Annotated in this window: 13 protein-coding genes; 4 read left to right on the forward strand and 9 right to left on the reverse strand. The window is 43.7% G+C overall.

The annotated features are described in order from the left end of the window. Positions 1-117: 117 nt before the first annotated feature. The 3 genes from VKA52_RS15360 to VKA52_RS15370 all read right to left on the reverse strand — a co-directional run bounded on the left by VKA52_RS15360 (position 118) and on the right by VKA52_RS15370 (position 3,051). Positions 118-1,173 carry a M14 family metallopeptidase gene (locus VKA52_RS15360; protein ID WP_326316306.1) on the reverse strand — a complete coding sequence of 352 codons (1,056 nt, stop codon included), beginning with the start codon at positions 1,171-1,173 and terminating at the stop codon, positions 118-120. A 203-nt stretch (positions 1,174-1,376) separates the two neighbouring features. Beyond that, a complete protein-coding gene (locus VKA52_RS15365) occupies positions 1,377-1,838 on the reverse strand; it encodes a UPF0158 family protein (protein ID WP_326316307.1) in 462 nt (153 codons plus the stop codon). Between the two features lie 31 nt (positions 1,839-1,869). Continuing rightward, the gene (locus VKA52_RS15370) at positions 1,870-3,051 is read right to left on the reverse strand and encodes a YecA family protein (RefSeq protein ID WP_326316308.1); all 1,182 of its coding nucleotides are present in this window, start codon (positions 3,049-3,051) and stop codon (positions 1,870-1,872) included. Positions 3,052-3,322: 271 nt separating this feature from the next. Between VKA52_RS15370 and VKA52_RS15375 the strand changes: the two genes are divergently transcribed. Together VKA52_RS15375 and VKA52_RS15380 are read left to right on the forward strand one after the other, a co-directional pair. Further along, positions 3,323-4,381: an SDR family oxidoreductase gene (locus tag VKA52_RS15375; RefSeq protein WP_326316309.1), complete on the forward strand. Its 1,059-nt coding sequence runs from the start codon at positions 3,323-3,325 to the stop codon at positions 4,379-4,381. 124 nt (positions 4,382-4,505) lie between these two features. Then, positions 4,506-6,290, forward strand: a complete 1,785-nt coding sequence (locus VKA52_RS15380) for a S9 family peptidase (protein ID WP_326316310.1) — start codon at positions 4,506-4,508, stop codon at positions 6,288-6,290. A 151-nt stretch (positions 6,291-6,441) separates the two neighbouring features. On the opposite strand, the gene VKA52_RS15385 is transcribed toward VKA52_RS15380, so the two are convergent. The 4 genes from VKA52_RS15385 to VKA52_RS15400 all read right to left on the reverse strand — a co-directional run bounded on the left by VKA52_RS15385 (position 6,442) and on the right by VKA52_RS15400 (position 11,284). Next, on the reverse strand, positions 6,442-6,954 hold the full coding sequence (locus tag VKA52_RS15385; protein WP_326316311.1) for a DUF2199 domain-containing protein: 513 nt from the start codon (positions 6,952-6,954) through the stop codon (positions 6,442-6,444). A 119-nt stretch (positions 6,955-7,073) separates the two neighbouring features. Continuing rightward, on the reverse strand, positions 7,074-8,018 hold the full coding sequence (gene mmuM, locus VKA52_RS15390; protein WP_326316312.1) for a homocysteine S-methyltransferase: 945 nt from the start codon (positions 8,016-8,018) through the stop codon (positions 7,074-7,076). A 295-nt stretch (positions 8,019-8,313) separates the two neighbouring features. Further along, entirely contained in the window at positions 8,314-8,898 is a 585-nt protein-coding gene (locus tag VKA52_RS15395) for a sortase (protein WP_326316313.1), read from the reverse strand. 196 nt (positions 8,899-9,094) lie between these two features. Further along, entirely contained in the window at positions 9,095-11,284 is a 2,190-nt protein-coding gene (locus VKA52_RS15400) for an ATP-dependent helicase (protein WP_326316314.1), read from the reverse strand. 195 nt (positions 11,285-11,479) lie between these two features. On the opposite strand from VKA52_RS15400, the gene VKA52_RS15405 reads away from it, so the two are divergent. Beyond that, on the forward strand, positions 11,480-11,653 hold the full coding sequence (locus VKA52_RS15405; protein ID WP_202412464.1) for a hypothetical protein: 174 nt from the start codon (positions 11,480-11,482) through the stop codon (positions 11,651-11,653). A 64-nt stretch (positions 11,654-11,717) separates the two neighbouring features. Here VKA52_RS15405 and VKA52_RS15410 read toward each other — a convergent pair whose 3' ends face one another. Continuing rightward, entirely contained in the window at positions 11,718-12,194 is a 477-nt protein-coding gene (locus VKA52_RS15410) for a ferritin (protein ID WP_370551116.1), read from the reverse strand. Positions 12,195-12,371: 177 nt separating this feature from the next. Between VKA52_RS15410 and VKA52_RS15415 the strand changes: the two genes are divergently transcribed. Further along, on the forward strand, positions 12,372-13,538 hold the full coding sequence (locus VKA52_RS15415; RefSeq protein WP_160913992.1) for a DUF4317 domain-containing protein: 1,167 nt from the start codon (positions 12,372-12,374) through the stop codon (positions 13,536-13,538). Between the two features lie 231 nt (positions 13,539-13,769). Here VKA52_RS15415 and VKA52_RS15420 read toward each other — a convergent pair whose 3' ends face one another. Then, positions 13,770-14,369 carry a class I SAM-dependent methyltransferase gene (locus VKA52_RS15420; RefSeq protein ID WP_326316315.1) on the reverse strand — a complete coding sequence of 200 codons (600 nt, stop codon included), beginning with the start codon at positions 14,367-14,369 and terminating at the stop codon, positions 13,770-13,772. Between the last annotated feature and the right edge of the window lie 77 nt (positions 14,370-14,446).

Genomic DNA, 14,446 nt, shown 5'->3' on the forward strand with positions numbered 1-14,446 from the left:
GGATCAGCGGAACGCGCGCTGGATCAGCGAAACGCGCGCTGGAGCGACGGAACGCGCGCTGGTCCAACGAAAAACTGGTAAAAAAAAGAACTCCCCGCTAAGGAAGCTCCCCTTTTATTATTCACCATCATAGTTGCTTTCCGGCAGTGTATCCCAAAAGGAAGGATCTGCAGATTCAAGCGCCCCATCCGCCAAAGCATTCAGTGTAGCTTTCATAGCTGTTACCGCTTGTTGGATCAAGTATCCATTACTCTTCTGTCCAAGGACATAATCTTCACGGTAGTGATCGGCCATGCCTCGCATTTCGAATAGTAAGGTAGAGATGCCGTATTCGACAGCCAGGCCATTACGGCTGATCGTTTGTGCCGTTCCTCCTGGATATTTGGAAAGGAGGCCATAACCTTTGGACTCTACGGCGTTATAGACGACCGCTCCCAATTTTTTCGACTGTTCACGGACTTCTGCATCCACTTCTGAATTGGTTGGATACAAAATAGATCCAGAAACAAGTTCACCTGTATCCCCAAGCGTCGTTTGTGTCCCCTGATGGTGTAAATCGATCATATAGTCTGGGCTGTATTTTTGCAGCACTTCCTCATGCAGAGCCTTCGTTTCAGGCTGTTCACGGTCAACGTGGTCACGGTTCAAGTCTACCCCGTTCGCATTGTATCGCGTGTGTGTGCCTGATACGTAATCATCCAAAGAGAAGTTTACATCTCCCTCTGCTCCATCCACATTCAATCGTGGAGCTATGAGAATATTCACATTTTCAAGGATGTTTTCTACGCTCTTACCATTAGAAGTCAAATACTTGATGACTTGCAAGGCTCCTTCTGTTGTCAAAGTTTCATTCCCATGCTGCTGCGTAAGGAAAAGGACCGTTGGCTTGTCTTCGTCCATCGTGCCGAATTTCGCTAAATACAAATCTCTTCCTTTTACAGACTGGCCATAGACTTCAAGCTCAAGCGCTTCTGAACGCTGATCCAGCTTATGTAAGAAATCAGCCATTTCTTCATAAGAGTGCAACCGTTCATTTTTAATGGTTTCATTTCCGTTATAATTTGGTCCATTTGGTCCGTTTTCTCCTGCCAGGACCGTGCCGCTTCCTGGAATTAACCCGCCTGTTGTCAAAAGCGCTCCTGTGACCACTACTGTTAAAAGTTTCTTTTTCATCAAATACCTCCCAATTAATAGCTTAATTACCAAATACTTCATCCTTTCCGCAAAAACCTGCTCAAACAGACAAAATGAACAAAAGTGACTAACCATTTTTATGAAGAAACCCTATATGTATACATTCCGAACTAGGACCTCCCACCTTTTTTACAAAATAAAAAGGATCAGACCCTCTTCGGGAATCCTGATCCTTCCTTCACCTATTCTTCATAAGGAATGTCATTCTCTTCGCACCATTCTTTTGCGATTTCCATGTAACGACCTGTCTTGTACTTGTACCAATCATCCAACAAACCGTGATATTCTACATGCTCCCGGAAGCGGCGGAAAGCCCCGCGTCCACGGATGGCATGGAGAACCTGTTTCCTGACTTGTTCATCTTCTATTAAATAAGAGAAATCTTCTATGATTTCATAATCATCAATGTCCCATTTGCTGGGCAGTTTCACAAACCTCTCTTCATTATGGACCACCATCTCCGCACTTTTCCAGTCCTCTTCTATCCAATCAATACGTGTCTCGTATGGCTCACCCATTTCGACTTCGTCATACATCCCCGGAGGAAAATGAACGACAGCAAACGTTTCGCGATCAAAAAAAGTCATATATTCTTCCATAAGAATTTCCAACTCACCAGCAATGCTTTTCAGCTTTACCGGCATAAGCATTCCTCCTCACCCCATGCTATTTTGGTTATCCGCAACATTTTTTATATTTCATTCCACTTCCACACGGACAAGGTTCGTTTCTCCCGATTTTCCTGTCCTGTTTAAAAGGGACGACCTTTCCTCGAGTTTCTTCTTTAAATGCAGCTTGCTTTTGCCGCGACAATTCTACAGGCTTATGCCCTTTCAACATCCACAACCGGGTATGATTATTGGCGTAAACAAGTGTGTCTGCTACTTGCTGCATGACCCGTTGATCAGGAATTTCAAATACTTCTTGAAAAACCTCAAGCAGCTCATTGATATCCATTCCTTCTTTGAGAAGCCCTTCCAACAAACTGGCATGATCCAAAATCTCTTCTTGTTCCAAATCATACGAGGTTTTGACCATTTCTATCAAAGGCTTCATCGACTCCGACGGTTCGATCCCTCCACCTGGCGCTGCTTCCATTAACTGTTTCTTGGAAAATGGATAATACGGGATTTCAGGGCGAGTTTCGTGATGGGTAATCAGTTTTTCTTTTTCTTCAAAATCTAGACCAGCACTCAAAAATCCTCCCGTAACCATATTTAATTCATAATAAGAACAAAGCCGCATCACTTCAAAATAACGCCGGATATCTACTTCTGGCCCGCTAAGTCGTTCTAATGTTGAAATGGCGGCACCATGTTCGATATACCCATAATTATGGAGCATCCCTTTGGTCAGAAGAATCCACTCCGTATTTTCACGGACCTGCTGTTGAAGCTTTTGCCCATCGGCTTCACGGAACGCTCCTCTTAGTTCTTTCGGAAGGATCCATATCCGTCTTCCATCCTGAATGATTGGAAACGCCCAGGCCCGACTTACAATTTTACTAGCATATGAAAAAGAGTGGTCTTCCCCGCATACCCCCTCCTTCCCATCAGCCAACTTTTTCACAAGCTCATAGGCATCTTCATTCAAATAAGATAAAGTCCGATGCAAATGTACGGGAAGAAGTTCTTTGAGGTGATCAATTAGGTCCCTCTTATTCATCGAACTCATTCCTTGAAACCCGAAATTCTTTCTCATATTATCCAGTTCCAACTTCGTACGTTGTTTCAATACACCCTCGAGATCATCAATATCAGGGGAATGATTCCAAAATTTTTGTTCCTGCTTCCTTTGCCTCATCGCTTCACGCTCTTGACCTTCTCTCAAGTTCTGAATCATCTGTTCACGATTCACAGATAGCACCTCCATGACGACCTTTTGATGTGTTCATTCTAACATTTTAGTCCCCCATATTCAGAGACAATACAAGGGATAACGACCCAAGGCTTTTTCCAATCTTTTCTCATACTTTTTTCACAACAATCCGTTTGCTATATGTTATCCTTGTATCCACTACGAATGATAGCGAAAACTAGCCATGGATATAGATTTGGAAATCTTTCATTCTATTATGAGCGACACAACTGTTAGATAGACTCATGAATGAAACATCGGAGGAGCTAACATGAACATTTTAATCACAGGAGCTACAGGCTTTTTGGGGAAACAACTGACATTGAAACTACTGAAAGAGGGCCATGATGTCTATGCCTTGGTAAGGAATAAACGGAAAGCGGAAAACCTTAGGCAGGAAGTTCCGGTGGACACCAGAGAAAACCTCCACATCATCGAAGGCGATCTATCTCTTAAAGATGCGGGAGTCAGTGAAGAACAACTTCTTCTTTTGAACGATAAGATAGATACGGTTTACCATAGTGCCGCTTTCCTTTCTTTTGATGAAGAAGAACGCGATAAAACTTTCAAAGTCAACCTGGACGGGACAGAAAACGTGCTTCACCTGGCTGAAGACATTCATGCTAAAAACTTCTACTATGTAAGCACAGCCTATACACTCGGAATGAAGCGTCATGCCACGGAACAGTTACACGAAAAAGACCAGACATTTGTGAACGCTTATGAAGAAAGCAAATGTCATGCCGAACACCTCGTGCTCAGCTATGATCATGCATTAAATATTAAAATCTTCCGTCCTTCGATTATTATCGGAGATTCGCAAACCGGAGAAGCGGACACAAGTTTTGCCTTGTATGGAGTCATTCGCGGCCTGGAAATCCTCAAGAAACGGACAGCACGGAAAAAAGAACTCCAAAACCAAACATTTAAGTTTTTGTGCAATGGAGAGACGAGTCAAAACTTCGTGCCCGTCGACTATGTAGTGGATGTACTCCACGCAGCCCTGATCACGGATCACCCAAAGGACATCTATCACATTACCAATCCTCATCCACCAACGAATCGGTTGTTGTTTGAAATGGTCAAGGAGAAACTTGACTTTCATAATATCGAGATGGTCCCATCCGATTACGATGGTGAATTAACGAAAGAAGAACAAGGATTTAATGCTCCGATGCAGGTATTCCGTCCTTATTGGAATAAAAACATTGATTTTGATGATACAAACACCCGGGAACTCCTTCATAAGAATGGAATGAACCATTTGGATATGGACAAGGCGATGATTGAACGGATCCTTTATGGAAACAGGACGCCGGTTAAGCCCTAAAACCAAGAATGACCGAAGAAGCCATAGCTTTTCTTCGGTCATTTTTTTTTAAGGAAAAAGGGATATTCAGGAAAATATCGAATGGTATAAAAGGTACACTACAAAAGACCAGGAGGAATCAATTATGTTAGACTTCCCACAACCCGATGTGGAACAATTTTTTCAAACCTATGGGATAGAGACGTTTGCCGTGAGCCCGGATGAGTCCCAGCTTGTATTCAGCACCAACTTGAATGGCAAATACAACCTATGGGCCATGGACCTGCCGAATACGTTCCCCTATCCACTTACGTTCCATAATCAAAGCTGTGAGCACATCACCTACGATCCTAAAGGTGAATTCGTGTTGGCTGTTATAGATGAAGATGGTGATGAAAATGGCCAGATTTATGCCGTCCCGACTCAGGGAGGAACGCTTCTACCTGTAAGAGAAAAAGAAGGCGCGCGCCACATCCACCCTTCTTTATCAAAAGACGGAAAGAAGTTGTACTATACGTCCACAAAAGATGATGCAACGTACATGAAAGGCTATCGTTACAACTTGGAAACCAAAGAAGAGGAAGTGATTGTCCACGGGGAAGAGGCCATGACGATTCTCGGCGATACAAGCCCGGAGGAGGAAAGCTTTCTTTATATGAAAGCTTTTGCGAATACATACCAATTGGTTTACGTAAAAAACAAAAACGAGGACGTACTTCTGACTCCCTCTCCGGATCCTCAGCACACGGTGTCCGATGCGATTTTCATATCAGAACATGAAATATATTTACTTACCAATTATGAGAGTGACTTTTCCTATCTCGCGCGCTTTGACCTTGAAACGAAAACTTTTGAAAAAGTCGTCCAAGTAAAGGCAGAAGAATTCAAACGGATGAAGTATGATCAAACAACGAATTCGTTGTATATCATCAGCGAGAAAGGCGTTCGCGATCATCTCTATCAATATAAGCTGCAAGATGCCCAACTGGAAGAGCTGGACTCCCCTGTCAACGTCATCGATCAATTGGTGATTGCCGAGTCCGGCCGTGTGTACCTTCGCGGAAATTCCGCGACTGTACCTGCAAATCTGTACAAACAGACGGATAAAGGATGGGAACCGTTGACTAAGTACGGGGTTCCTGGGGTGAAAGAAGACCATTTAATCGCTCCTGCCCATGTTAAGTACAAATCTTTTGATGGGTTGGAAATTGAAGCCTTGCTTTACCGTCCGAAGCCGGAAAAGGATAACGGTCATATGATTCTCTGGCCGCATGGAGGTCCACAATTCGCAGAGCGCGACTCCTTCCGTTCGCTATTCCTGTTCCTCGTCCATGAAGGCTACAGCCTTTTCGCCCCGAACTTCCGGGGTTCGACGGGTTATGGACAGACATTCACAAAAATGGTTGAGGGTGACTGGGGAAATGCACCAAGACTTGATAATATTGCAGGGATCGAATGGCTGATCGATCAGGGGTACGCAAGGAAAGATAACATTCTGTTGATGGGCGGCAGTTACGGCGGTTACATGTCGCTCTTACTTCATGGCAGGCATCCAGAATACTTTAAAGCGGTCGTGGATATCTTCGGTCCCTGCAATCTGTTCAGCTTCATCGACTCTGTCCCCGAGCACTGGAAGCCGGTTATGGCCCAGTTTATCGGTGACCCTGAAAAGGATAAAGAAAAGCTCGAAGAAGATTCTCCGATCAACTACCTAGATACCATGACAAAGCCGATGCTCGTCATCCAGGGCGCAAAGGACCCCCGCGTAGTCAAAGCCGAATCCGATCAAGTCGTTGAGGCTTTGAAAAAGAAAGGAAGAGACGTGGAATACATCGTACTTGAGGATGAAGGACATGGGTTTTCCAAGAAGGAAAACGAAATCCTCGTGTATAGGAAAGTCCTCGACTTCCTTAAAAGGTACACGCAATAAAAAGGAATATGAAGGACGGAATTTATCGATAACGCCTTCTCTTATTTTGGAGGGAAAGTTATCTAAGATAAGGTGAATATGAACAGCATTTCAATTAGCCTATTAAATCGCAGTAGAAAGAGCATTGAATTGACTTCAATGCTCTTTTTCATTAATCATCATTGTTATCACAAAGTTGTTCAGCTATTTCTTGAACACGTTCAAGGGTTATTCCATCTCTAAATTCCACTGCTAAAGGATGATCAGTCAGTTCTAGTTCAATAGAAGGTCGAATGCTGTCTGGTCTGAAATGGACCATTGTTTTTAAGTTTACTGTATCAGGATAACAAGGTAAGTCAGTAGACAACCAGCCAAACATTGGTTCCAATGTTTCTTGTATATCCCAGTGCTCTATTAGCTCATCAAAATTAGCTTCACTTAACGAAACCCATACTCCCCATGTCAGGTGTTCATGAGTCTCGATCATAGGGATTTCAATGCACCCATGAATAAAGAAATTTCCATTATCCATAACACAAACATCATCATCCAGTTCAAACCTATCCTCTCGTTCTTCAGGTTCAGCATCGTAGTAATAGACAGGAGCTGGGTTCCCATAGCTAGTAGGAAGTTCTTCGTGATATATTCCGCAGCACCTGCAAGTGTAACCCCCGATTTTAGTCATTCCGTTCCTCCATTGGTTTTAAGTTTATATAATTCAATTATATCATTCATCGAGAAGGCTTTATCAGATATTCCCAACCTTGTTGCAGGTGTTGATTTGTAAAGAAAGTTCCTTTGGGGTCACCCTTTCATTTTCCACTTCTCCGTCAACCTACGAATATGGTCAGGAGTCGTCCGGCAGCATCCACCGATAATCGATGCCCCTCTTACAACCCAACGCTCGGATGCATCATCAAAACACACCTCGGCTCCCTCTCCGTGCCACGTATTGGAAACCGGATCATACGTTTCGCCGGAGTTCGGATACATGAGCACCGGCTTGTCTGTATAGGCTCTCAGAACCGCCACAGCATCTGCCGCTGTTTCCATTGGTGCACAGTTCACTCCAATTGCAGCGATTTGCTCGTGATCATTCAGCTCTTTCACACACGTTTGAAGAGCCGTACCGTCACTGATTTTACCTCCATCTTTTAAAGTAAAAGACACCCAGGCGAATGACTCAGGAAATTCTTTTAATAAGGAAGCCAACACTCTTGCCTCTTGAAAAGAAGGGATCGTTTCCATCGCTAAAAGATCTGCACCTGCTTCAACCACTGCTTTCATTCTTGGACGGTGAAAATCGATCAACTGTTGATCCGTTACTCCATAGTTCCCGATGTATTCCGACCCGTCTGCAAGATAAGCTCCATAAGGTCCGATCGAAGCGGCCACTAACGGCTTCACTTTGTTAACAGCACCTGTTTCTTCCCAATATTCGTCTCTTGCGCTCCTGGCAAGCTCCACCGTTTTCTTAATCAACGATATCGCTTGCTCTTCGGAAAAGCCCCGCTCCACAAAGCCAGGGAGCGTTGCCTGATAACTGGCAGTGATTGCACAATCCGCTCCCGCTTGGAAATATTCTTTATGTACGGCCTGGATAGCTTCTGGCTTTTCCAGTAGAACTTTCGCTGACCACAAAGGATCATCCAGGTCACATCCATGTGCTTCAAGTTCTGTCGCTAATGCCCCATCCAGGACCATAATGGAATCCTGCTTTAGGATTTGTTTGCTTGGATCGATATTCATCCGTGCCTCCCCCTTCTAACTAATCTTTTTTGCTTTAAGGACCTTTCGACAGTACAGGGCTGCATTCCTGCAAAAGCAATAGACTCCCTTCTTCTTAAAAGAGAGAGCAGCCTCATTGTTCTTAAGCAGAACTTCAATATTTTCGGAACTTTCCCCATTGATTTGACCAAAAAGTATGCCCGTCGTACATTTTTTCTAAAGATCACCCCCCCTATAATATCTCCCCCACCGCCCTTCACGTAATGAAAATAAACGAAAACCCCCCTCCTTTCATCATAAAAGGAGGGGGCAGTCTTTATTGTATTTGCTGCTGTTTCACTAAATCCGCTTGTACGATGAAACGCTCAGGGGCAGAACCTGTAATGTCGAACGGATAACAGGTGGTGAATGTTAAAGTTGGAGATGATGTAGGAACAAGGAATGATGTATCCTCCGAGTCCGCCACCCATATTTTATTAATTTGGTATTCATATTCGATATTGTTCTCTGTTAGATAGATAAAATCCCCTTCTACTAAACCATTTAGACCGGCAAACGTCGTCTCACTGTGACCAGCAAGAACCGTGTGCCCACCTTCAGAAGGGGATGATGCAATGGATGTATCAAACATCCCGATACCTTTCTTTAAGGTGTCTGGATCAGAATCGTAATCCACAGGATACTTTTTTCCAAGTTTAGGAACTGTAAGCTCTCCGTCCCCTTCATACGTGTCAGCATACACATAATCCATTGGATAGGAAGAGTCACTCAACTGTTCAGAAACCATAGTATTTCCGGGTCCCTCCGTAACGACCTGACTTTGCATCCACCATGGGTAACCGTTCCACAAAACCACCAAGAGCCCCATTGCTATGAAGATGATGCTAAGTTTTCGGATCATCAGACTTCATCTCCTTTGTGATTCAGTAAACTTCGCTTCTAGGACCTATGTTAAATACTTTTTATTAAGTAAACGATAAGAAGAGATGAAAGGGTTGTAAAAGAATGTAAATGCCTTACTGAATGGAATAAAAAAGGTGCCAGGATCCTAAAGACCCGGCACCTTCCTGGTGGTTTTATTTACATTCTATTTCTTTTCATCCCTTACTCAATAACCCATTATCCAAACAAACTTCTAACAACAGTTCCTTGTAACCGGCGTCTTCAAATTGGATGCCGATCTGGTCACGATCAAATTCCTTAATCATTCCCTGACCGAACTTCCGGTGAGTGATGCGTTTGCCAATCTCCACATCATCCATTCGGAGCAGATTTTCGTCTGATAAATCAGGAGCCTGCCGCTTCCTTTTTTTCAGCGTCTTCTTCTCCCCTTCCGGCTGAAGGATCCTTCTCACGTTCATCAGGAAAATCGACTCCGTTACGCGTTCACTACCTTTGTAGTTGTACGTCAGTAACTCAAGGTTTGTTCGTGCGCGCGTCATGCCGACATAGAAAAGGCGGACGGCTTCTTCCATCGGTCCAGCCTCCTTATTGCGGTACGTTTCCATATCATCCTTCGATGGAATGACGCCATTGACGAGGTCGATCATGTACACTTTGTTATATTCAAGACCTTTAGCACTGTGGAACGTCGTCAGCGTCAGGGTGCTTTGATTTTTATTGTACTTTGAAGTTTGAAGGAGTTTCTCCAACTCCTTCAAGCGGTCAGCAAATCCTTTCAGTGACCCTAATCCCTCAGCGATCTTTTCCAGAGTGTTCAAGATATTCATCAAGTGTTCAGCATTGAACCCAAACTTCTCGGACATCTTCTGCAGGGCATGATCGTAACCGAGCTTTTCCCTGATCGTGCGGATCGCCTGGGCGGGCTCCATTTCGTTGATTTCTTTAAAAAGCTTTTTCGCCTTCTTGATGTTCTTTGATTGATAGTCAGGAATGTCCTTCTCCAAAAGCCGATCAAAAACCGACACCTGGCTGTTTCTCTTTTTCAAAAAGAAGATCTGCTTTTTCGAAATGTAAGCATTAAACTTCATATGAATACGCTCGAGAATATCGACACGGCGGTCATTATAGGAAAACCGCATGAAGTTCAGGATATCTTCTACGACCCAGTGTTTAAAAAACTTCGGATCGATGTCTTTCATGTAAAAATTGATGCCGGCTTTATCGAGCTGATCAGCGATCGGTACAGCCGAGGCGTTGTTGCGGTAAAGGACAGCCACCTCTTTACCCGGGTTCCTCTTTTTCAGCTGCTCAGTGAGATATTTCACCTGCTTTTCATAATTGCTCAAGTTTTTGATCTCAATGGGGGTGTAGGCCTCATTTTCCGTGAACATTTCTTTAGCATACCGCTTCTTATTACGTTTAATGAACTGATTGGATACCCTCACAATGTCCTCAGATGAACGGTAATTCTGGGACATCGTCAGGACCGTCCCGTTCGGATACGTCTCTTCAAAATCTAAAAGTTTGTCGACATCTGAACCCCGCCACATGAAGATTGACTGGTCATCATCCGCTACGACACAAAGGTTGTTCTGAGGTTTTGCCAGCAATTCAACGATTTCATGCTGAACCAACGAGTTATCCTGACTTTCATCCGTCAACATGTACTCAAACCGCTGCTGATATTTGGATAGGATTTCAGCATCGTCCAATAAAATTTGATGACAATACGTCAGCATGTCATCAAAATCCAGCAGCAACTTGAACGGATCTTTCTTTTTGAACGCTTCATACGATTGATAAATGGCTGAGGCCTGTTTCACCTGACAAGAGACACGGTCAAGCTCTTTCCCTTCCAACATCCGGTTCTTCACAAAACTGATGTACCTCATCAGCTCGTCCATCTCATCATCCGTCATCTGCACGCCATTTGTGTCTTCATACAACTTCTTCAAAATGAACTTCTTATGAAGAGGAACTTCCGGGCCGTCCCAGCCTTTTTTCAATTCTTCATCACTGATGTTTCCTTCAATCAGCTGAAAATCCTGACTATTCTTTCGTAAGGACTCGCGGACCACCTTGTATGCGAAACTGTGGATAGTGGAAAAGTGGACCTTTTCATTCGTCAGACCGGAAAAGAAACGATCGAAACGTTCCGACATATCCCGGGCTGACGCTTTACTGAATGTGACCGCCATGATCCGGTCCGGGTCTACTTTCTTCTCAAGAATCAAATAACCGATCTTCATATTCAGTGTCGTCGTTTTCCCTGACCCGGGTGACGCAAGCAAAAGCAGCGGCCCGTCCGTGTGCACCACCGCCTGTTGCTGCACCTCATTCAAAAGGACACCCGTCTCCTGTTTCATCCGCTCAAAAAAATCCATATCTCTCCTCCTCCTTCCGATCAACGTATAACGAAAAAATAGATGGAAGAAGGCACACGCGCTTCTTCCATCTATTTTTACAACTTCACTTATTATACATTGGATTTGCAATCGTTTCTAGATGAATTTCTTCCCTCACTTACATGAGAAATTACAATCCGATTCATAATAAAAAAGAGAGGGAGGTGAAAGATCATGGCGAAAAGAACGAAGAAACATGATGCAGAACAAAAGAACAAAAAGGGATTTGACCCTAAACAAGCCGATACTGAGTTTTCTCAGGAATTCGGAAGTGCAGCAGCTAACGAAGCTCACAAACAAGAAGCTAAAAAAGCACGCAAATCTAAAAAAGCAAAACAAGACAACTAATAGAAAAAGGATTCCCTTTTGTGGGAATCCTTTTTATTCTGAAGGCAGAATACCCCCTTCCATTCTAGACCGCCTGCCTTTGGCCTAACTCCTGATCCAGTAATAAAATGGCTGAAGGATTATCCTGTGCCAGTTTCAAGCGGTCCACAATCGTTTGGCTTTGAGCTTCTTCATCTATCTGCTCTCTTAAGAAATCCTGGATGATGACGGCCGCTTGAGGGTCGGTCTGGTTCGCATAATTGAAAGCCTGACGATAAGAATTGGTGACAAACTGCTCATGTTCCAACACCTTTTGAAACGTTTCGAGTGGTGAACCATATTCTGTCGGCTGGGCAGGAATTTGAGACAACTGCACCGTCCCATCTTTATCTACGACATAATCAATCAACTTCAACATATGTGTCCGTTCTTCCTCTGATTGAAGGCGCAACCAATTGGCCATTCCTGTATAATTCTTCTTCCCCATATAGGCAGACATCGCTAAGTATAAGGTCGTTGATACGTGTTCAATTTCAATTAGCCGATTGAATAATTGCTCCATTTCCTTATTCAAGCTTTCACCTCCCTTTGTATATGGCTCACCCTAAAAATGTATGACCATGAAGGCAAAGATATACGGAGAAGAGCGGCTGCACTTCCTTATTTTTCTTATCCTCTTTCTTCTACCTGTGTTAAAATAAGAGAACGATAGAGAGCGAAATTTAGGAGTGAACGATGGATGGACAAAAAAGACATCGCCGGTATCCGCAGGCAGCTTAAAGTGGATAATGACCTACTGAAGATCAAGAACATCTTCAACGTCTATATTATGAAAGAAACGACGGAAATTTTTCATCACCAAAGCCAGCCATTTGAAATGCTCGATAAAGACCAGCAGGAACTTTATATGAACAATTTCAAAAAGCTTCTCACCGGGCAGCTGGATGAAAAGTTGTTCGAACTGAAGTTTCAGCGCGAAGCCGAAGAAAACAGCCAGCTGATATTACATAAAGGTTTATTAAGTAATCATGTAGACGACTGGAAGGAACAAATGCTCCAGATGACAGAAAAAATCATCCGCGACAACCCTTATGAGAAGGATGTCGTCATTTCTTTCATCCGCGCCGAATACATGAAACCGACGAGACGCCGCAGTGAAGAATCAGAGGAAAGCAGCCGCGACGCTGTGTATTCAAACCCATTCATCCTCTGCAGCATCAATAAAACCGAGGACCCGAAAAAAGAAATCCAGTTCGACTATATAGAGAAAGAGTTTAAATATAAAATTGAAGTCGATCCTGTCATCGACTTGAAGAACCCGATGACCGGCTTCCTTTTCCCAGGCATTACAGACGGTGCTTCCGACGTGAACCATATCCTCTACTCTGCAGGAAAAGCGAACGAACCGGACTATCGTTTCATTGAAGACGTATTGAACGGAGAAGAAATCATGACGGCGAAAGAAGATAAAGCCATTTTCGAAGAAGTCATCCGCGACGTCGTCGGCGACCAGCTGAGCCCTTCCACCCTTGCTAATGTGTATGGGGAGATCAACCGCACCGTCGAAGAAAACGAAGACGATACTCCTCCGAAGCTCGACTACCGGGATGTCGAACGCGTCTTGAAATCGAGCGGTGAACAGGTCGATTCGGAAAAAGTAAAACACGCCTTCGCCCAGATTACCGATAATGAAGGCTATGAGCTGAAAGCAAGCAGTATCGTACCGAAATACAACTCGAAATCAATTAAAATCAATACGAAAATCGCTAATATTTCAATCAGCCCTCAGGACCTGCAGTATGTCAGACAGGTCAATTACAAAGGGAAACGCTGCATCATGATTGAAGTGGAAGAAGATGCAGAGGTGGATGGATTCAAAATGCTGCCGGAGGCTTTCGGAGAATAAGTGTGATAAGACTCAAAAGGAAGTCCCTGACCCTCCACGTGGGGGGGCAGGGACTTTCACAGAGTTTTGGTTGATATTTTTCATTATTGATTGATATGTTGGAAATTTAATTGATATATTCGATTTTTAATTGATATCTCACAACTTTAATTGATATCCTTGATCGATATACTTTCAGTTAGGACAAAACATATGAGGAAAGGCACGTATAAAGAATGTACGTGCCTTTCCTCATACTCGAATGAATGCTTGAATCACATGTCCGATCCCTGTATGCCGTTCCCCTTCCGTCCGGTCCGCTTCGCCATAATAGAAGTGAAGGCACTTGTAATCCCTGATCCAATCCAGCACCTCTTCAGGTTTATAAAGCATTTGTTTATCCTTCGGCCCTCCGGTACCATAAATGATTTGATCTTCAGAATAGACTTCAAAGAGAACATATCCTCCAGGCTTCACGGACTTGATCATCTGATTAATAAGAAAACGCTGATGATCTTTCGGAACATGACCGAAGACCATAACCGCTGCATCAAATTGTCCAGGTTCCATTTCTTTTTTCGTCAAATCCGCTTGAACCACATCTATATGAACACCCTCTTCTTCTGCCAGCCGTTCAGCTTTTGCCAGCCCTTCTTCCGATTGATCGAAGACCGTTACGTGATGTCCCTGCTTTGCCAGGTGCACAGCATTTCTACCTTCACCCTCTGCGAAACAAGCGATTTTTTCGGCTTCTTTCAACTGTTCAGTCTTTTCAACTACGAACGTATTCGCCTGCTTCCCATACACATAAGTATCTTTTGAAAAGCTTTTATTCCAAAATTCTTTAGACATCCTCTATACCCCCTTCTGTATATGATGACTGCGGTTAGCATAGCACGGGTTCACTTTCTTATGCGAAAAAGCAGCTC

The sequence above is a fragment of the Halobacillus sp. HZG1 genome (assembly GCF_035818575.1).
GTDB classification, from domain to species: Bacteria; Bacillota; Bacilli; order Bacillales; family Halobacillaceae; genus Halobacillus; species Halobacillus litoralis.